At 56.5% G+C, this 17,757-nt stretch carries 14 protein-coding genes, 1 rRNA gene and 1 riboswitch; of the genes, 5 read left to right on the forward strand and 10 right to left on the reverse strand.

What is annotated here, in order from left to right:
* From PFH44_RS06395 to btuB, 3 genes are all read right to left on the reverse strand, one after another.
* A 16S ribosomal RNA gene (locus PFH44_RS06395) occupies positions 1–114 on the reverse strand; the annotation flags it as partial.
* A 393-nt stretch (positions 115–507) separates the two neighbouring features.
* On the reverse strand, positions 508–1,359 hold the full coding sequence (gene murI, locus PFH44_RS06400; RefSeq protein WP_045853640.1) for a glutamate racemase: 852 nt from the start codon (positions 1,357–1,359) through the stop codon (positions 508–510).
* Positions 1,304–3,172 carry a TonB-dependent vitamin B12 receptor BtuB gene (gene btuB / locus PFH44_RS06405; RefSeq protein WP_045853641.1) on the reverse strand — a complete coding sequence of 623 codons (1,869 nt, stop codon included), beginning with the start codon at positions 3,170–3,172 and terminating at the stop codon, positions 1,304–1,306. Before btuB ends, murI begins: the two co-directional genes overlap by 56 nt.
* Positions 3,173–3,239: 67 nt before the next feature.
* A riboswitch (cobalamin riboswitch) is annotated at positions 3,240–3,419 on the reverse strand.
* 115 nt (positions 3,420–3,534) lie between these two features.
* Here btuB and trmA point away from each other — a divergent pair.
* Positions 3,535–4,635, forward strand: a complete 1,101-nt coding sequence (gene trmA / locus PFH44_RS06410) for a tRNA (uridine(54)-C5)-methyltransferase TrmA (protein WP_045853642.1) — start codon at positions 3,535–3,537, stop codon at positions 4,633–4,635.
* Positions 4,636–4,690: 55 nt separating this feature from the next.
* Here trmA and PFH44_RS06415 read toward each other — a convergent pair whose 3' ends face one another.
* Together PFH44_RS06415 and fabR are read right to left on the reverse strand one after the other, a co-directional pair.
* Positions 4,691–5,050 (reverse strand): YijD family membrane protein, encoded by a 360-nt coding sequence (locus PFH44_RS06415; protein ID WP_045853643.1) that lies wholly within the window; start codon positions 5,048–5,050, stop codon positions 4,691–4,693.
* Between the two features lie 15 nt (positions 5,051–5,065).
* Entirely contained in the window at positions 5,066–5,701 is a 636-nt protein-coding gene (fabR, locus tag PFH44_RS06420; RefSeq protein ID WP_045853644.1) for an HTH-type transcriptional repressor FabR, read from the reverse strand.
* A gap of 195 nt (positions 5,702–5,896) precedes the next feature.
* Between fabR and sthA the strand changes: the two genes are divergently transcribed.
* Entirely contained in the window at positions 5,897–7,297 is a 1,401-nt protein-coding gene (sthA, locus tag PFH44_RS06425; RefSeq protein WP_076947970.1) for a Si-specific NAD(P)(+) transhydrogenase, read from the forward strand.
* Here the strand turns inward: sthA and oxyR are convergent.
* The 4 genes from oxyR to argC all read right to left on the reverse strand — a co-directional run bounded on the left by oxyR (position 7,280) and on the right by argC (position 11,708).
* Positions 7,280–8,197, reverse strand: coding sequence for a DNA-binding transcriptional regulator OxyR (gene oxyR / locus PFH44_RS06430; protein WP_041143454.1), 918 nt, complete (start codon positions 8,195–8,197; stop codon positions 7,280–7,282). The genes sthA and oxyR overlap by 18 nt on opposite strands.
* 279 nt (positions 8,198–8,476) lie before the next feature.
* Positions 8,477–9,850 carry an argininosuccinate lyase gene (gene argH / locus PFH44_RS06435; RefSeq protein WP_283824598.1) on the reverse strand — a complete coding sequence of 458 codons (1,374 nt, stop codon included), beginning with the start codon at positions 9,848–9,850 and terminating at the stop codon, positions 8,477–8,479.
* A gap of 70 nt (positions 9,851–9,920) precedes the next feature.
* On the reverse strand, positions 9,921–10,697 hold the full coding sequence (argB, locus tag PFH44_RS06440; protein WP_115193831.1) for an acetylglutamate kinase: 777 nt from the start codon (positions 10,695–10,697) through the stop codon (positions 9,921–9,923).
* A 6-nt stretch (positions 10,698–10,703) separates the two neighbouring features.
* Positions 10,704–11,708: an N-acetyl-gamma-glutamyl-phosphate reductase gene (argC, locus tag PFH44_RS06445; RefSeq protein WP_045853648.1), complete on the reverse strand. Its 1,005-nt coding sequence runs from the start codon at positions 11,706–11,708 to the stop codon at positions 10,704–10,706.
* Positions 11,709–11,887: 179 nt separating this feature from the next.
* On the opposite strand from argC, the gene argE reads away from it, so the two are divergent.
* Both argE and ppc read left to right on the forward strand, forming a co-directional pair.
* A complete protein-coding gene (gene argE / locus PFH44_RS06450; RefSeq protein ID WP_045853649.1) occupies positions 11,888–13,039 on the forward strand; it encodes an acetylornithine deacetylase in 1,152 nt (383 codons plus the stop codon).
* A gap of 255 nt (positions 13,040–13,294) precedes the next feature.
* Positions 13,295–15,946 (forward strand): phosphoenolpyruvate carboxylase, encoded by a 2,652-nt coding sequence (gene ppc, locus PFH44_RS06455; RefSeq protein ID WP_283824599.1) that lies wholly within the window; start codon positions 13,295–13,297, stop codon positions 15,944–15,946.
* A gap of 61 nt (positions 15,947–16,007) precedes the next feature.
* On the opposite strand, the gene zinT is transcribed toward ppc, so the two are convergent.
* On the reverse strand, positions 16,008–16,658 hold the full coding sequence (gene zinT / locus PFH44_RS06460) for a metal-binding protein ZinT (protein ID WP_041143448.1): 651 nt from the start codon (positions 16,656–16,658) through the stop codon (positions 16,008–16,010).
* A 152-nt stretch (positions 16,659–16,810) separates the two neighbouring features.
* Between zinT and PFH44_RS06465 the strand changes: the two genes are divergently transcribed.
* Positions 16,811–17,674 carry a helix-turn-helix transcriptional regulator gene (locus tag PFH44_RS06465; RefSeq protein ID WP_283824600.1) on the forward strand — a complete coding sequence of 288 codons (864 nt, stop codon included), beginning with the start codon at positions 16,811–16,813 and terminating at the stop codon, positions 17,672–17,674.
* Positions 17,675–17,757 lie beyond the last annotated feature (83 nt).

A 17,757-nucleotide genomic window follows, 5' to 3' on the forward strand; every position in this document is an offset into this window, starting at 1 on the left:
TCACCCGTCCGCCGCTCGTCACCCGAGAGCAAGCTCTCTGTGCTACCGCTCGACTTGCATGTGTTAGGCCTGCCGCCAGCGTTCAATCTGAGCCATGATCAAACTCTTCAATTTAAGTTTGATGCTCGTGAATTAAACTTCGTAATGAATTACGTATGTTCACTCAGAGACTTGGTATTCATTTTTCGTCCGAAGACGTTAAGAATCCATGTCACTTTGAGTGCCCACACAGATTGTCTGATAAATTGTTAAAGAGCAGTTGCGACGCGCTTTAGCGCCCTGTCGCGAGGTCCCGTATAATACGTTTTCCTCATTCAGAGTCAAGCGTTTATTTTGCTTTTCTCCGTCGGCTTTGGCGGCTGATATTCAGCGCTTGAGCCTTCTGACCCGGCGGCCTGTAAGCCGTTGTTCCGTGTCAGTGGAGGCGCATTATAGGGAGTTCTCCGACGTTGACAAGCCCTGTTTGCAAAAAAAATTTCAACCGCCTCTTTTTTCACCAAAACGCGCCTAAACTGGCAGTTTTTCCAGCGTTTCAAAGCCGTAGCGCTGTAAAACGGGTAAAAGCTGTTCAGTTTCCGCCGTCAGCGCCATGCAGTATGCCAGGTTTGGATCGCTGGATTTCGCATCCGGCGCCTCATGTTCCAGCAGCCAGACGGTGCGACGGGCGATGGCGGCACCGGAATCAATCATTCGCGTCCCTTCCGGCATCACCTGCTGCAGCTCTTCCTGTAATAGAGGGAAATGGGTGCAGCCCAGCACAACCGTATCAGGTGGTTCGGCCATTCTCAGCCACGGACGAAGAATGCGTCGTAGCTCCTCCAGCGGAACCGGCTCACCGTGCAGTTTCGCTTCCGCCAGCTCAACCAGCTCCGCTGAGCCAAGCATCTCTATCTTGCATTCATTTGCAAAGCGGCTGATCAGCTCGCGCGTATAGGGACGTTTGACCGTACCGCGCGTCGCCAGCAGGCCAACGACGCCGTTCGCCGTCAAACGGGCCGCAGGCTTAATCGCCGGCACCACGCCCACAACGGGGAAAGCAAAGCGGTCACGAAGGGCAGGAAGGGAAACGGTACTTGCGGTGTTGCAGGCAATGACGGCCAGTGCCAGCGGATAACGCCGTTGAACCGCGGTGACAATTTCGAGCACGCGCTCAACGATGAACTCTTCGCTCTTCTCCCCGTAAGGAAAAGCCACGTTATCGAAAGCGTAGATGTAATGCAGATTCGGCAGCAGCTGCCGAATCTCATTATAAACCGACAACCCACCGACACCGGAATCAAATACCAGCACGGTGGGGCGTGGATCAGAAGGTGTAGCTGCCAGACAAGTAGTATTCTCGTCCTGCAGTTTGGTAGCCATAAGCTGTCTCGTAATCTTTATCGAACAGGTTGGCTATTTTACCACGAACTGTCAGGCGATCGGTGATCGGATACGCGGCAGAAACATCAAGCGTGCTGTAGCTTGGCAAAATCCTCTGCGTATTGTTGTACTGAGACGTGTTGTTATCGTAGCGCTTACCGTAATACTGCCACGACACATCCATATCGACGTTAAACATCGTCCAGTCCACCTGATACTTCGCCTGTCGCTTGGAGCGTCGGGCAAGGACCTCACCGTTATCATCATTACGCGGGTCGACATATTGCAACGTAACGCGATGGCTGAAAATACCGGTATCCACGCTTCCCGTCCATTCAACGCCCTTGATCGTCGCGGCGTTGATATTGTCATATTCGCCTTCGAAGGTGACAGGGTCTGAATAGTAGGTAATCAGGTTAGTAATCTTGTAGTGATACGCCGAGAGGCGCCAGTCCAGCGGCCCGGTGAGCCCTTCAAGCCCGGCTTCCCACTGCTGCGACTCTTCAGGCTTCAGGTTTGGATTTGAGCTGATTCCAAAGCGGGTAGAACCAAACTGCTGTCCCAGCGAAGGAGCGAGGAAGCCAGTACCGTAGCCCAGGGTCACGCGATAGTTTTCGACAAACTCCCAGCCGGCAGTGGTCTGCCATGTTCCGTGCCAGCCAAACTGCTCGTCGTGATCTTCACGGCCGGAGGCTTCGAGGGTCACATCGCCAAACTGCTGCTGCCCGGTCAGATACAGGCCGGTGTTATCACGCTTGTAGGTGTCCGATAATACCGTATCCGAGGAGGTCAAACGCTGCTGCTGCCAGTCCACGCCAGCGCTCACTGAACCATGACCGACAATAAGGTTGTTACCCCACTGCAGATTACGCTGGGTCATTCGATCGAGCGTGGTGCCATCATTATAACGGCCATAGATGCTGCTGTAGTTGTAGTCTTTGACCTTCTGATAGCTGGCAACGAGCTGCGATGAGTAGATCCCGGAGCTGTACTTCAGTCCCGCGTCCCAGCTCTGATTATAGAGCTGCTCTTCATCTGCGCTGTAGGCTGGGGTGTACGGCGGGCTTCCCAAATCGTAGTCAGAGTTGTTGGTGTAGCTACGACCGCGGAAGAAGCCATCAAAGCTATCGTTAAATTTATGCTCCAGGCTGCCCCAGAACGCCTTGCTGCGGAAGCCGTCGCGATCCTGGTCGTGGTCCCAGGTTGAGCCTGGCTGGACGTTAAAGCCTTTATTACCCTCATAAGAGCCGGCCACCGTGGCAACCGTATCGCCAAAGCGGTGACGCAGGGTGCCATCATATTGCTGATAGCCTTCAGAACCGACGCCGGCGGTGATCTTAGATTGTTCTTTATCGGAATGGGTAATGACGTTAATCACGCCCCCCATTGCGCCGGAACCATAAATAGCCGAACGCGGGCCGCGGATATATTCCACGCGCTGTACCAGCGACAGCGGGATTTGGTTCAGATCGGGGTTATTCGTAATACCCGGGCGGGACATGGGGATACCATCGACCAGCACCAGCACCTGCTTAGCCTCAGTACCGCGAATAAACAGGGAAGACGTCTGCCCCATTCCTCCGTTCTGTGCGACGTCAACGCCCGGCAGACGACGCATCACGTCGTTTAAATTCTTCGCCTGCCAGCGATCGATATCTTCACGCGTCACCACATCGGTCGGCGCAAGGACCGTACTGACCGGCTGTTGAAAACGATTTGCTGTCACTACTAACGTGTCTGAATTGCTGTCTTGCGCCCAGCCAGAAAATGCCGTGACGGAGAGAGCCGTCATCAGCGAAGCTTTTTTAATCATTGTAAAAGCATCCGTAACATATAAAGGATGCCGCGGGTTTCATCAGTAGCACGCGATGATAGAAACCAAATGCGACGTATACCGGCAGGTCTTCGGGCTCGGGGCGTTTTATGGATGAGGACTTCCCACCAGATAGCGGCAGTGTCTGCAAATTGCGTTCATCCCACCTTCCTTACCGCTGCGCGTCAGCCCCAGGTTTACACTGGGTTCCCTTTTAACTCACAGGACCGGTTACACAATGCTATAATCAGAAACATATAGAAGTCCAGACTTCTATAATTATATTTGATCCCTCATCCGGGCTGGACTTCCCTGATGCTTTCCCTACAATCCCCGCGTACTTATTTTATTCAGGATGCATCATGACCCCCGAACACCTTCCAACCGAACAATATGAAGCGCAGCTGGCAGAGAAAGTCATTCGTTTACAGAAAATGATGGCGCCTTTTGCCGCACCGGTTCCGGAGGTATTTCGTTCGCCGGTCAGCCACTATCGTATGCGCGCAGAGTTCCGCCTGTGGCACGATGGGGACGATCTCTACCACATCATGTTTGACCAGCAGACCAAATCGCGAATTCGCGTCGATAGCTTCCCGGCAGCCAGCGAGCTTATCAATCAGCTGATGGTCGCCATCCTCGACGGCGTGCGCGATAACCCGGTTCTTCGCCATAAGCTGTTCCAGGTCGACTACCTGACGACCATGAGCAACCAGGCCGTGGTATCGCTGCTGTATCACAAAAAACTTGGCGACGAGTGGCGCCTGCAGGCGGAAGCATTGCGCGACGCGCTGCGCGCGCAAAATCTCAACGTGCACCTGATTGGCCGGGCAACCAAAACGAAAATCGAGCTCGATCGGGACTACATCGATGAACGTCTGCCGGTAGCCGGCCGTGAGATGATCTACCGTCAGGTTGAGAACAGCTTCACCCAGCCAAATGCGGCGATGAATATTCAGATGCTGGAGTGGGCGCTGGAGAGTACGCAAGGGGCAACCGGAGATCTGCTGGAGCTATACTGCGGCAACGGCAACTTCTCCCTGGCGCTGGCGCGTAATTTCGATCGCGTGCTGGCCACGGAAATCGCTAAACCTTCCGTCGCCGCGGCGCAGTACAACATTGCGGCCAACCATATCGATAACGTGCAGATTATCCGTATGGCGGCAGAGGAGTTTACTCAGGCAATGAACGGCGTGCGGGAGTTTAACCGCCTGCAGGGTATCGATCTGAAAAGCTACCGGTGTGAGACGATTTTTGTCGATCCGCCGCGCAGCGGGCTGGATAGCGAAACCGAGAAAATGGTGCAGGCGTATCCGCGAATTCTGTACATCTCCTGCAACCCGGAGACGCTGTGTCAGAACCTGGAAACCCTCAGCCAGACCCACGATATTACGCGCCTGGCGCTGTTCGATCAGTTCCCGTACACCCATCATATGGAATGCGGCGTCTTATTAACCCGCAGGTAGGCGATGTTAACAGAACCCGGCACCGCGATGCCTGCCGGGTTCTGACATAAAGCGGTTACTCTGCCGCCGCATCCTTCCGATTACGCATCCGATAGCCTATCCAGAATACCGTAATGACCGACAGCACGGCCGGGAAGAAGTTAGAGCCGATGTCCGGATATTCCGCGCGCACCACGGTGCTATATAGCAGAACCCCAAGAATGAAACAGGCAGCAGCCAGGCCCGGCAGCCCCACGGGCATACTCCGGTTCTGATAGCGCTGGTGCAGGCAGTAGACCGTCAGCAGCAGAGACAGTACCGGGAAAATGGAAAAGGGAACAATCGAGCTGAACAGCGCGGCGAAGGTTCCGTTAATCGACAGGCCAGCGATCAGCGCCAGCAGCAGCGTACCTTTATCTTGAACTGAGTGTTTCATTGCTCGTCCTTCACGTTATTCGGAATGATTTGATATTTTTTCTTGTTCACGGCGATACCAGTAATACGCGCCTTTCGAGATCATTCTCAGCTGCAGTACCAGCCGTTCTTCCAGCTGTCGGCGCTGTTCAAGCCCGACGTCCAGCGCCTCAGCGCCGGCGCTAAATACGATGGTGACCATCGCTTCGGCCTGCGCTTCAGTAAAGGCGCGCGGCATGTGGTTTTCGATTTCTAAATAGTCGGCAAGTTCCGCAATGAAATGCTGAATCTCGCGCGCCACGGCGGCACGAAACGCCGCAGACGTACCGGAGCGTTCACGCAGCAGCAGGCGAAAAGCGTTCGGGTTATTGCCGATAAACTCCATAAAGGTGGAGACCGAGGTGCGAATTACGCTGCCGCCTTTGGCAATACGCTGGCGCGCCTGGCGCATCAGCTGGCGCAGCATCAGTCCGCTCTCATCGACCATGGTCAGACCGAGCTCATCGACATCGCGAAAATGACGATAAAAGGAGGTCGGTGCGATCCCCGCCTCGCGCGCAACTTCACGCAGGCTTAAGCTGGCGAAACTCCGTTCGGCGCTAAGTTGGCTAAATGCCGCTTCTACCAGCGAACGCCGGGTTTTCTCTTTTTGTAGCGCTCTTACGCCCATCACGTTGTATGAATCCTTCCAATAGCCCTGCTGGCACTATACCAGAGATAAAACTAATCGGTTTACACTGGTTTGTGAAAGATTGTTTACGAGCCGATCATGCTTTTATGCCACAAAAAAGCACAACGATAATTGGGTTAAACTGCGGCAAATGTTATCATCGTGTTTATTTTCTGTATAAAACAGGTGAGTAATGCCATGTCGCACTCTTGGGATTATGATGCAATAGTAATTGGTTCCGGCCCAGGCGGCGAAGGCGCTGCGATGGGACTGGTTAAGCAGGGAGCACGCGTTGCCGTTATTGAGCGCTACCATAACGTCGGCGGTGGCTGTACCCACTGGGGAACCATCCCGTCGAAAGCGCTCCGCCACGCCGTCAGCCGTATTATCGAGTTTAACCAAAACCCTCTCTACAGCGACCACTCCCGCCTTCTTCGCTCCTCCTTCGCCGACATTCTTAACCATGCCGACAGCGTCATTAACCAGCAGACCCATATGCGTCAAGGGTTCTATGAGCGCAACCACTGCGAAATCCTGCAGGGCAACGCGCACTTCGTTGATGAACATACGCTGGCCCTGGAGTGTCACGACGGCACCGTTGAAACGGTCACCGCGGAAAAATTCGTTATCGCCTGCGGTTCCCGCCCGTACCACCCGGCAGATGTCGATTTTTCCCACCCGCGCGTGTACGACAGCGACTCCATCCTCAGCCTTCAGCACGAGCCGCGCCATGTGATCATCTACGGCGCAGGGGTCATCGGCTGCGAATACGCGTCAATCTTCCGCGGGATGGAAGTGAAGGTGGATCTGATCAACACCCGCGATCGGCTGCTGGCGTTCCTCGACCAGGAGATGTCCGACTCCCTCTCCTATCACTTCTGGAACAGCGGCGTGGTGATTCGTCACAACGAAGAGTACGAGAAGATTGAAGCCGTGGATGATGGCGTGATCATGCATCTGAAATCGGGCAAAAAGCTGAAGGCTGACTGCCTGCTGTATGCCAACGGCCGTACCGGCAATACCGACTCCCTGGCGCTGGAAAATATCGGTCTGCAGACCGACAGCCGCGGCCAGCTGAAGGTCAACAGCATGTACCAGACCGCGCTGCCGCATATCTATGCCGTTGGCGACGTGATTGGCTATCCGAGCCTGGCTTCTGCCGCTTACGATCAGGGGCGCATCGCCGCGCAGGCGCTGATTAAAGGCGAGGCTTCGGCCCATCTGATTGAGGATATTCCGACCGGGATCTATACCATTCCGGAAATCAGCTCGGTGGGTAAAACCGAACAGCAGCTGACCGCCATGAAGGTCCCTTATGAAGTGGGCCGCGCGCAGTTCAAGCATCTGGCGCGCGCGCAGATCGTCGGCATGAGCGTGGGAACCCTGAAAATCCTGTTCCACAGGGAAACGAAAGAGATCCTGGGTATTCATTGCTTTGGCGAGCGCGCGGCCGAGATTATTCACATCGGCCAGGCGATTATGGAGCAGAAAGGTGGCGGTAACACCATTGAGTACTTCGTCAACACCACCTTTAACTACCCAACGATGGCGGAAGCCTATCGGGTAGCGGCGTTAAATGGCTTAAACCGCCTGTTTTAACGCTTCGTCGAAATGGCCATCCATGGTGCTACGGATGGCCTCCGCCAGGTGTTCATAGCGGCTGCGCAGCGGCGAACCGGGGCGATAAACCAGCCCAATGGTGCGTCGCGGCTCGGGCTTAATGCACGGAATGTACACCACGCCATCGCGTCTTCTCTCCTGCGGCACCGCGAGCGCTGGCAGCAGGGTAATTCCGCTCCCGGCAGCAACCATGTTGCGCAGCGTTTCAAGACTGGTGGCGCGGAAATGGGTATCTTCATCGGCGCCGGCCTCAAAACAGAAGCCCATCGCCTGATCGCGCAGGCAGTGGCCATCTTCCAGCATCAGCAGCTTTTCCCCGGCTAAATCGGACATCGGCACGCGGTCGCGGTTGGCCCACGGGTGATCTTCATAGATAGCCAGCATCATCGGCTCATCAAACAGCGGCACCTCAATAAAGGCTTCGCTCTCTTTAACCAGCGCCAGGATAGCGCAGTCGAGCTTGCCGCTATCCAGCTGGGCCAGCAGCTGATGGGTTTGGGCTTCATGCAGATACATTTCCAGCTTGGGAAAAGTCTGGTGCAGCATTGGGATAATCTGCGGCAGCAGATACGGGCCAATCGTCGGGATCAGGCCAATATGCAGCGGCCCGGACATCGTCTCGCCCTGTTGGCTTGCCATTTCCTTGAGCACTTTTACTTCGCGCAACACCGTACGCGCCTGATCCACCAGCAGCAGTCCCGCCTGGGTAAACAGCACTTTACGGCTGGTACGCTCCAGCAGCATGACCCCAAGCTCATCCTCCAGCTTGCGGATTTGCCCGCTAAGCGTAGGTTGGCTGACGTGGCAAGAGTCCGCCGCGCGCCGGAAGTGGCGGTGCTCGGCTAGCGCAACCAGGTATTCAAGATCGCGAATATTCATTATTCATCCTCCGTCGCCATGATAGTTCATGGCGATAGATAGCATAGCAACGAACGATTATCCCTATCAAGTTTTCTGTTCAATAATAAACCCAGAAACGAGGCCGGTATCAGAAAATCACCGTATCGCCTCAGCGCTTTCCCTAACCGAACAACTAAAGCCAACGTGAACTTTTGCGGACCTCGTGTCCGCTTTTTTTTGCATAAAAAAGCCCGAGCATCGCTCGAGCTTCTCATTTTCGTTGCCTGACACACCGCTCAGGGCCAGCAGGCTACCGGTTTACGCCAGGCGCTGCTGCGCATCGGCGATCGCCTGCGCAACCTGCTTCGGCGAAACGCCGCCTTTGGCCGCGCGCTTATCCAGGCAGGACTGCAGCGACAGAATCGGGTAGACGTCATCGGCAATCACGCTGCTAAATTTCTGCAGATCGGCCAGCGCCAGCGCTTCCAGCGGCTTACCTTGCGCAATCGCCTCAACAACCGCTTCGCCAACAATATGGTGCGCCTCACGGAAAGGTACGCCTTTCGCCACCAGGTAATCCGCCAGCTCGGTCGCATTGGCGTAACCCTGCTGCGCCGCTTCTTCGCAACGCGGACGCTTCACCTGAATGCCGTCCAGCACCAGCGCGGCCATATGCAGGCAGTCAAGCCAGGTGTCGAGCGCGTCAAACAGCCCTTCTTTATCTTCCTGCATATCCTTGTTGTAGGCCAACGGCAGGCCTTTCAGCGTCATCATCATCCCGGTCAGCGCGCCCTGAACGCGGCCGCACTTGCCGCGGATCAGCTCCAGCGCGTCCGGGTTTTTCTTCTGCGGCATCAGGGATGAGCCGGAGGTCACGCGATCGGAGAGCTCAATAAAGCCCGCTTCGCCGGTATTAAAGAAAATCAGATCTTCAGCAAAACGCGACAGGTGCACCATCCCAATCGAGGCGCCGGAGAGCAGCTCCAGCACGTGGTCACGGTCGGAGACGCTATCGAGGCTATTGCGGGTCGCCGAGGCGAAGCCCAGCCAGCCGGCCAGCTGCTCGCGATCGATTTCATAGGCGGTCCCCGCCAGCGCACCGCTGCCCAGCGGGCTGACGTCGAGGCGCTTCAGGGCGTCCTGCAGGCGGCTTTCATCGCGCGCCAGCATCTCTACATAGGCCAGGCACCAGTGGGCAAAGGTCACCGGCTGCGCGCGCTGCAGGTGGGTGTAGCCCGGCATCACGGCATCCTGATTGCTCTGCGCCGTTTCAACCAGCGCGCCCTGCAGCTGGCGATTCGCAGAGAGCAGCTCGGCGATAGTGTCCTTGCACCACAGCTTGAGGTCCGTCGCCACCTGATCGTTACGGCTACGGCCGGTATGCAGCTTTTTACCCAGCTGGCCGACTTTGTCGATCAGCTTGCCTTCTACCCAGCTATGAATATCTTCAGCATCGCTTTCAAGGATTTGCTGCGGGTTAGCCCGCACCTCTTCCAGTAGCACGCCTAGCGCCTCTTCCAGCTCCAGCTGTTCGCTCGCGCTCAGCACGCCAACCGTCACCAGCGCTTTGGACCAGGCAACAGAGCCAATGATATCCTGCTCCGCCAGGCGATAGTCGAAGCGCAAAGAGTCGTTGAACTGTTTGAACCGCTGATCTGCTGCCTGAGTAAAACGCCCGCCCCAAAGTGCCATAATGTGATTCCTTCAAATTTGTTTATTTCTGTCGGGAAGCCCTGCGCTCCCCGTCTGCAAATGTTGTCAATCAGGCCAGAATACGCGTGCCGATCGGCGTGCCGTTAAACAGCGCCGGCAGCTGCTCCGCGTGGCGCCAGGAGGCAATATCCACCGGGCGACCCAGCGCGCGTGCTGCATCCAGCGCGGCGTTCACTTTTACGATCATGCCGTCGGTAATAATACCCTGTTCAATCAGCTGCTCCGCCTTCTCCGCGGTCATCTCCGCGATGCGCTGACCTTTGCCATCGAGGATACCGCTGACGTCGGAAAGCAGGATCAGATCGGCGCCGAGCGTAGCCGCCAGCGCGGTCGCGGCCTGATCGGCGTTAACGTTCATCAGCAGCCCTTCATCGGTCACGCCGATAGAGCTCACTACCGGCAGGTAGCCGCCCGCCAGCAGGGTATTAATCAGCGCCGGCGAGCCCGGCTGGGCCAGGCCAACGTGCCCCAGGTCTTCGGCAAGCTGGGTCACCTTAACGCTATCGCCATCGCCGAGGAACAGGCCAACGCTGGCAATGCCGTGCTTTTTCGCCCACGCCAGCAGCGTTTTATTGGCGGTACCCGCCAGCGCGCCGGTAATAATGTCGATTTGATCCGCCGGCGTTACCCGCAGCCCATTTTTCTTGCTTACCGGCAGGTTAAGCTGCTTCATCAGCTCATCGACCACGCAGCCGCCGCCGTGCACGATAATCAGCGGACGCTGATGCGTTTCACGGTAGTTCACCAGCGCGGTAAACAGGCGCTCCAGCGCTTCTTCGCTATCCAGCAACACGCCGCCGAGTTTGATAATTAATGGGTTCATCATCACACCTTAAATAAGAGACTGCGTCTCAGCGAAGCCGAAACGAATATTCGCGCACTGTACTGCCTGCGCCGCTGCGCCTTTAAGCAGGTTATCTTCCGCCGCGACCACGATGATATGCTCATCCTGGACCGCAAAACCGATATCACAGAATGGCAGACCCACGACGTTTTTCAATGCCGGCAGCGCGTTATTGTATAAACGTACCAGCGGTTTATCGGCGTAAGCCTGCTGGAAAACGGCGGCCACCTGCTCTTTGCTTACGCCCGGCTGCAGGCGACAGGTGATGGTTTCCAGAATGCCGCGCTTAAAGTTGCCCAGATGCGGGGTAAAAATAACCTCAGCACCAAGGTGAGTTGAGATTTCCGGGTGATGACGATGGTTGAAGACGCCGTACGGCTGCAGGCTCACTTCACAGAAGCTGTTGCCGATCGCCGCCTTACGGCCCGCTCCGCTCACGCCGCTGGTCGCGTTGATCACCGGCCACTGAGTAAGATCCAGCAGCCCGGCATCGATCAGCGGTTTTAGAGACAGCTGGGCCGCGGTTGGGTAGCAGCCAGGAACGGCGATTAAATTGGCCTCTTTCAGCCGCTCGACGCTCCACTCGGCCAGGCCATATACCGCCTGCTCAAGCAGCGCCGGATGCTGATGGGTAAAGCCGTAATATTTCTCGTAGAAGGCGCCGTCGTTCACGCGGAACGCGCCGGAGAGATCGAACACCACGCAGCCGGCGGCAAGAAACTGCGGCGCCAGGTCGTGGCTCACTTCATGGGCGGTCGCGAGGAAGACGATATCCACCCCGTCGCTAAATTCGCTGATATCTGACATTGGCTGCAGCGGCAGATCGACAATGCCTTTCAGCTGCGGATGTAAATCGGAAATTAATTTCCCTGCATCATTACTTTGCGAGGAGACCGTCAAAGCGGTTATGGTCATATGAGGATGGCGATTTACATAGGTCACTAGCTCTGCGCCGGCATAGCCGCTGGCACCCACTATCAGCGTATTCAACATTGGGGCTCTTCACCTTCTTACATCTGTTTGCCTGGGAAGACCGTTATCTTCCTCACCCTGTTGAGCCGTAAGAGTATTTCCTTACATTCGATGGGTTTTCTTACGCTCAACGATAATGTATTTTTATTCATAAATACTGCATGAATATTGATACTATCATGACCCGAGGTGTGTCAACAATGAAAAACAATTTACCGCCGTTCATCGAGATTTACCGCGCATTGATCGCCACACCTTCCATCAGCGCAACCGAAGAGTCGCTGGATCAGAGCAATGAGACTTTAATCAATTTGCTGGCAGGCTGGTTTCGCGAAATTGGCTTCAACGTCGAAGTTCAGCCGGTGCCGGATACGCGCAATAAATTTAATATGCTGGCCAGCACCGGCCAGGGGGCCGGCGGTCTGCTGCTCGCCGGGCATACCGATACCGTGCCGTTCGATGATGGCCGCTGGACCCGCGATCCGTTCGCCCTTACCGAGCACGACAACAAGCTTTACGGTCTCGGCACCGCCGACATGAAGGGCTTCTTCGCCTTTATTCTTGACGCCCTGCGCGATGTTGACGTCAGTAAACTCAAAAAGCCGCTCTATATTCTGGCTACCGCCGATGAAGAGACCAGCATGGCCGGAGCCCGCTACTTTGCCGAAACCACCCGGCTGCGCCCGGACTGCGCGATTATCGGCGAACCAACGTCCCTGCAGCCGGTGCGAGCGCACAAGGGCCATATATCCACCGCCGTTCGCGTCCAGGGCCAGTCGGGTCACTCCAGCGATCCGGCGCGCGGGGTTAACGCCATTGAGCTCATGCACGACGCGATTGGCCGCATCATGCAGCTGCGCGATGTGCTGAAGGAGCGCTACCACTTTGCCGCCTTCACCGTACCCTATCCGACGCTCAACCTCGGATCGATTCACGGCGGCGACGCGTCTAACCGCATCTGCGCCTGCTGCGAGCTGCATATGGATATTCGTCCGCTGCCGGGCATGACGCTCAACGATCTCAACGGGCTGCTGGACGAAGCGCTGGCGCCGGTCAGCGAACGCTGGCCGGGTCGTTTAACCGTGAGCGAGCTCCATCCGCCGATCCCCGGCTACGAGTGCCCGCCGGATCATCAGCTCGTGCAGGTGGTTGAAAAACTGCTCGGCGCACAAACCGAAGTCGTCAACTACTGTACCGAAGCGCCGTTTATCCAGACCATCTGTCCGACGCTGGTTCTCGGTCCTGGCTCAATTAACCAGGCCCACCAGCCGGATGAATATCTGGAAACCCGGTTTATTAAGCCGACCCGCGAGCTGATAACCCAGGTCGTGCATCATTTCTGCTGGCACTAAAATCGCGCTTTTCCCGCCCCGTATCCAGGGGCGGGACAGTGACAATTGTCACATTCCCATAAGCAACGCTTATCAAGCGACCTCTGAGTTAAATTTCGCAAATTGCCGCCATTTATTCGTTTGCTGAAGCGATTTCGCAACAATTGACGTGGGGGTTTTTACGTGGCTTTATAAAAGACGGCTGCTTATCCGCGACTCATCGTTGCCGAGTCGCGGATATAACAAAATAAAATGAGATGGGGTGTCTGGGGTAACATGAACGAACAATATTCCGCTTTGCGTAGTAATGTCAGTATGCTCGGTAAAGTGCTGGGCGATACCATCAAGGATGCACTGGGAGAGAACATTCTTGATCGTGTCGAAACTATCCGTAAATTGTCCAAGTCTTCGCGTGCGGGCAATGAAGCCAATCGCCAGGAACTGCTCACCACGCTGCAAAACTTGTCCAACGACGAGCTGCTGCCGGTAGCGCGCGCCTTCAGCCAGTTTCTGAACCTGGCCAATACCGCTGAGCAGTACCACAGCATTTCGCCAAACGGCGAAGCGGCCAGCAATCCGGAAGTGATTGCCCGTACCCTGAGAAAGCTCAAAGGCCAATCCCATCTCAACGAAGACACCATTAAAAAAGCGGTGGAGTCCCTGTCGCTGGAGCTAGTATTAACCGCCCACCCGACCGAAATCACCCGCCGTACCCTGATCCACAAAATGGTGGAAGTGAATAACTGCCTGAAGCAGCTCGATAACAAAGAGATCGCTGACTACGAGCACCACCAGCTGATGCGCCGCCTGCGCCAGCTGATCGCCCAGTCATGGCATACCGATGAAATCCGTAAATATCGCCCGACGCCGGTTGACGAGGCGAAGTGGGGCTTTGCGGTCGTCGAAAACAGCCTGTGGGAAGGCGTGCCGAACTACCTGCGCGAGCTGAACGAACAGCTGGAAGAGAACCTCGGCTATCAGCTGCCGGTTGATTTCGTACCGGTGCGCTTCACCTCCTGGATGGGCGGTGACCGCGACGGTAACCCAAACGTGACCTCCGATATCACCCGTCACGTGCTGCTGCTCAGCCGCTGGAAAGCCACCGATCTGTTCCTCAAAGATATCCAGCTGCTGATTTCCGAGCTGTCGATGGTCGAGTGTACCGACGAGCTGCGCGAAATGGCCGGCGCCGAAGGGGCACAGGAGCCGTACCGCTATCTGATGAAAAAGCTGCGCACCCAGCTGATGGATACGCAGTCGTGGCTGGAAGCGCGCCTGAAAGGGCAGAAGCTGCCGAAACCTGCGGGCCTGATTACCCAGAACGAACAGCTGTGGGAGCCGCTTTACGCCTGCTATAAATCCCTGCAGGCCTGCGGCATGGGCATTATCGCCAACGGCGAGCTGCTTGATACTCTGCGCCGCGTGAAGTCATTCGGCGTGCCGCTGGTACGCATCGATATTCGTCAGGAAAGCACCCGCCATACCGAAGCGCTGGGCGAAATGACCCGCTATCTCGGCATCGGCGATTATGAAAGCTGGTCAGAGGCCGACAAGCAGGCATTCCTGATCCGCGAGCTGAACTCCAAGCGTCCGCTGCTGCCGCGTCAGTGGGAGCCAAGCAATGAAACCCGCGAAGTTCTCGATACCTGCAAAGTGATCGCCGAAGCGCCGCACGGATCCATTGCCGCTTACGTGATCTCCATGGCGAAGACGCCGTCTGACGTGCTGGCCGTACACCTGCTGCTCAAAGAGGCCGGTATTGGCTTCGCGCTGCCGGTTGCTCCGCTGTTTGAAACCCTGGACGACCTGAATAACGCCAACGATGTGATGACCCAGCTGCTGAATATCGACTGGTACCGCGGCTTTATTCAGGGCAAACAGATGGTCATGATCGGCTACTCTGACTCGGCGAAAGATGCGGGCGTCATGGCCGCTTCCTGGGCGCAGTACCAGGCTCAGGACGCGCTGATCAAAACCTGCGAAAAAGCCGGGATTGAGCTGACGCTGTTCCACGGTCGCGGCGGCTCCATCGGCCGCGGCGGCGCCCCGGCGCACGCGGCGCTGCTTTCCCAGCCTCCAGGCAGCCTGAAAGGCGGCCTGCGCGTCACCGAGCAGGGCGAGATGATCCGCTTCAAGTTCGGTCTGCCGGAAGTCACCATCAGCAGCCTGTCGCTGTATACCAGCGCGATTCTGGAAGCGAACCTGCTGCCGCCGCCGGAGCCCAAACCGGAGTGGCGCGATATCATGGCCGAGCTGTCCGACATTTCTTGTGAAATGTACCGCGGCTACGTGCGTGAAAATAAAGACTTCGTACCTTACTTCCGCTCCGCCACCCCGGAGCAGGAGCTGGGCAAACTGCCGCTCGGCTCACGCCCGGCGAAACGCCGCGCTACCGGCGGGGTAGAGTCTCTGCGCGCGATCCCATGGATCTTCGCCTGGACCCAGAACCGCCTGATGCTGCCGGCCTGGCTCGGCGCCGGCGCCGCGCTGCAGAAAGTGGTGGAAGATGGCAAACAGAGCGAGCTGGAAACCATGTGTCGCGACTGGCCGTTCTTCTCAACCCGTCTTGGGATGCTGGAAATGGTGTTCTCGAAGGCCGACCTGTGGCTGGCGGAATATTACGATCAGCGCCTGGTGAAGCCGGAGCTGTGGGGCCTCGGCAGCGAGCTGCGCGAGCTGCTGTCTTCAGGTATTAACGTGGTGCTCGATATCGCCAACGATTCTCATCTGATGGCCGACCTGCCGTGGATTGCCGAGTCTATCCAGCTGCGTAATATCTATACCGACCCGCTGAACGTCCTGCAGGCAGAGCTGCTGCACCGCTCGCGTCTGGCGGAAGAGCTGGGCCAGGATCCGGACCCGCGCGTTGAGCAGGCGCTGATGGTCACCATCGCCGGCGTGGCTGCGGGTATGCGTAACACCGGCTAACCTCCGCCCTTCGTCAGCATAAATCCCCGGATGGCGCCGTACGCGCCCCCGGGGATTTTTATTAATGGTGCAGCATCTCGTCAACAATCTGCTCTTTATGCAGCGCATAAGGGTAGTACGTCGGCCAGTTATCCATCTCTTTCAGCAGGGACTCCTGCGAATCATTGCCCATAAAGATATGGAAGTGCTGGGATTTTCTCGGGCCAATCGTGTGATCGCTAAACTGGACGAATTTCGGCGCTTTCGAGTCTGCCTGCTGGCACTCAAATAAATAGCGCACGCCCTTCTTGCCGGAAGCATATTGCAGGATCTTATAGCCGGAATAGGCGTACCGACAGGCGTTAACCTCTTTCCCGACGTGGAACTCCATCACGTTGTCTTCAATCCCAATTTGATCAACGTCGGTGGCGTACCCCTTCTTATAATATTCCCGATACTCGGCGACGCTTTTCGCTCCCGCTTTTTTAGCCTTCTGCTCCAGCACCGGATCCAGGTCCCCCTTAAGCAGATACGGATTCACCGATTGCCAGATACCATCCCAGTCGCTTAACGGGCGATCCTTAACGTCTTTATCGGCGAAAATACCTTCGCTCGCCTTAACTTCCGCCTCGGTCAATGCCGGACCGTGGCTGTGGTTCCCGTGAGCAAAAGCCTGGCTACCGGCCAGCAGCATGCCAACGCCAAGCGCAAATACGGGTATCTTTCTGGTCATCACTCTCTCCTGAGTTAACTTTTGCAATCGATAGTTACGATATAACATAACATTTATGTTGTGCAACATCTGATGCGCGCAGATTCGCCCGACTTTGGCCCTTCCCGCGATGTCGGGTATGATAAAAACGTGGGGCTTTTTAAGGAGCAGGAATGGACGGCCATCTCAGTCAGCACATCGATGCTTTAATTAAAGGCCCGACGGCAATCAGGCAGGTTCGCTTTACCAGCGAACATCGCCCGACTTCGGCGCTGGCGCTGCAGGTCGATTTTCCGCGCCTCGACGTTATCCTCGAAGGCCAGCGCGGCGATCCCGGCATCAAGGCCGAGCCGGCGCTGCTTTGCCGCTATGATGTGCTGTATATTCCCGCAGGCGGCTGGGATCTTGCGCAGTGGCAGGCGCCCTGCACCGCGTTGAGCATTCAGTTTGGCAAGCAGCAGCTTGAGTTCACCCTTCAGCGCTGGGACGGCGAGACGCTGCATATTGAAGAGAGAGTGCAGGCGCCGCGCCGCGGCCCTCGCGTGGGCTCCTTTCTGCTGCAGGCGCTCAATGAAATGCAGATGCAGCCGCAGGAGCAGCAAACCGCGCGCTACATCGCGATCGGCCTGCTCAGCCACTGCGCCGATCTCCTCGGCAGCCAGGTGCAAACCGCTTCCCGCAGCCAGGCGCTGTTTGAAGCCATCCGAAAATATATCGATGCCCGCTTCGCCGAACCCTTAACCCGCGAGTCGGTCGCCGAGGCGTTCTATCTCTCCCCCAACTATCTCTCTCATCTGTTTCAGAAATGCGGACCGATGGGCTTTAACGAATACCTGAACCACGTGCGTCTCGAGCAGGCCCGAATGCTGCTAAAAGGCCACGATATGAAGGTTAAGGATGTCGCCCACGCCTGCGGTTTTGCCGACAGTAACTACTTCTGCCGCCTGTTTCGTAAAAATACCGAACGCTCGCCGTCAGAATATCGTCGCCAGTATCATAGCCAGCTGACGGAAAAGCATCCGCCGACGGAAAACTAGATTTTTGTAAGTTCGTTATAGCAACCACGCCCCGATTCTCTCCCGATATGCCAGGCAGCGGCGAATAAACGTGATCTAAATCA

The organism is Klebsiella sp. Ech2A (assembly GCF_030078455.1).
Taxonomy (GTDB): domain Bacteria; phylum Pseudomonadota; class Gammaproteobacteria; order Enterobacterales; family Enterobacteriaceae; genus Klebsiella; species Klebsiella terrigena.

Excerpts from the sequence above, each read along its gene's own strand:
- zinT (WP_041143448.1), bottom strand. The coding sequence starts at position 16,658 with ATGACCAGAAAGATACCCGTATTTGCGCTTGGCGTTGGCATGCTGCTG.
- PFH44_RS06465 (WP_283824600.1), top strand. The coding sequence starts at position 16,811 with ATGGACGGCCATCTCAGTCAGCACATCGATGCTTTAATTAAAGGCCCG.
- murI (WP_045853640.1), bottom strand. The coding sequence starts at position 1,359 with ATGGCTACCAAACTGCAGGACGAGAATACTACTTGTCTGGCAGCTACA.
- sthA (WP_076947970.1), top strand. The coding sequence starts at position 5,897 with ATGTCGCACTCTTGGGATTATGATGCAATAGTAATTGGTTCCGGCCCA.
- ppc (WP_283824599.1), top strand. The coding sequence starts at position 13,295 with ATGAACGAACAATATTCCGCTTTGCGTAGTAATGTCAGTATGCTCGGT.
- argH (WP_283824598.1), bottom strand. The coding sequence starts at position 9,850 with ATGGCACTTTGGGGCGGGCGTTTTACTCAGGCAGCAGATCAGCGGTTC.
- argB (WP_115193831.1), bottom strand. The coding sequence starts at position 10,697 with ATGATGAACCCATTAATTATCAAACTCGGCGGCGTGTTGCTGGATAGC.
- argC (WP_045853648.1), bottom strand. The coding sequence starts at position 11,708 with ATGTTGAATACGCTGATAGTGGGTGCCAGCGGCTATGCCGGCGCAGAG.
- trmA (WP_045853642.1), top strand. The coding sequence starts at position 3,535 with ATGACCCCCGAACACCTTCCAACCGAACAATATGAAGCGCAGCTGGCA.
- btuB (WP_045853641.1), bottom strand. The coding sequence starts at position 3,172 with ATGATTAAAAAAGCTTCGCTGATGACGGCTCTCTCCGTCACGGCATTT.
- argE (WP_045853649.1), top strand. The coding sequence starts at position 11,888 with ATGAAAAACAATTTACCGCCGTTCATCGAGATTTACCGCGCATTGATC.
- PFH44_RS06415 (WP_045853643.1), bottom strand. The coding sequence starts at position 5,050 with ATGAAACACTCAGTTCAAGATAAAGGTACGCTGCTGCTGGCGCTGATC.
- oxyR (WP_041143454.1), bottom strand. The coding sequence starts at position 8,197 with ATGAATATTCGCGATCTTGAATACCTGGTTGCGCTAGCCGAGCACCGC.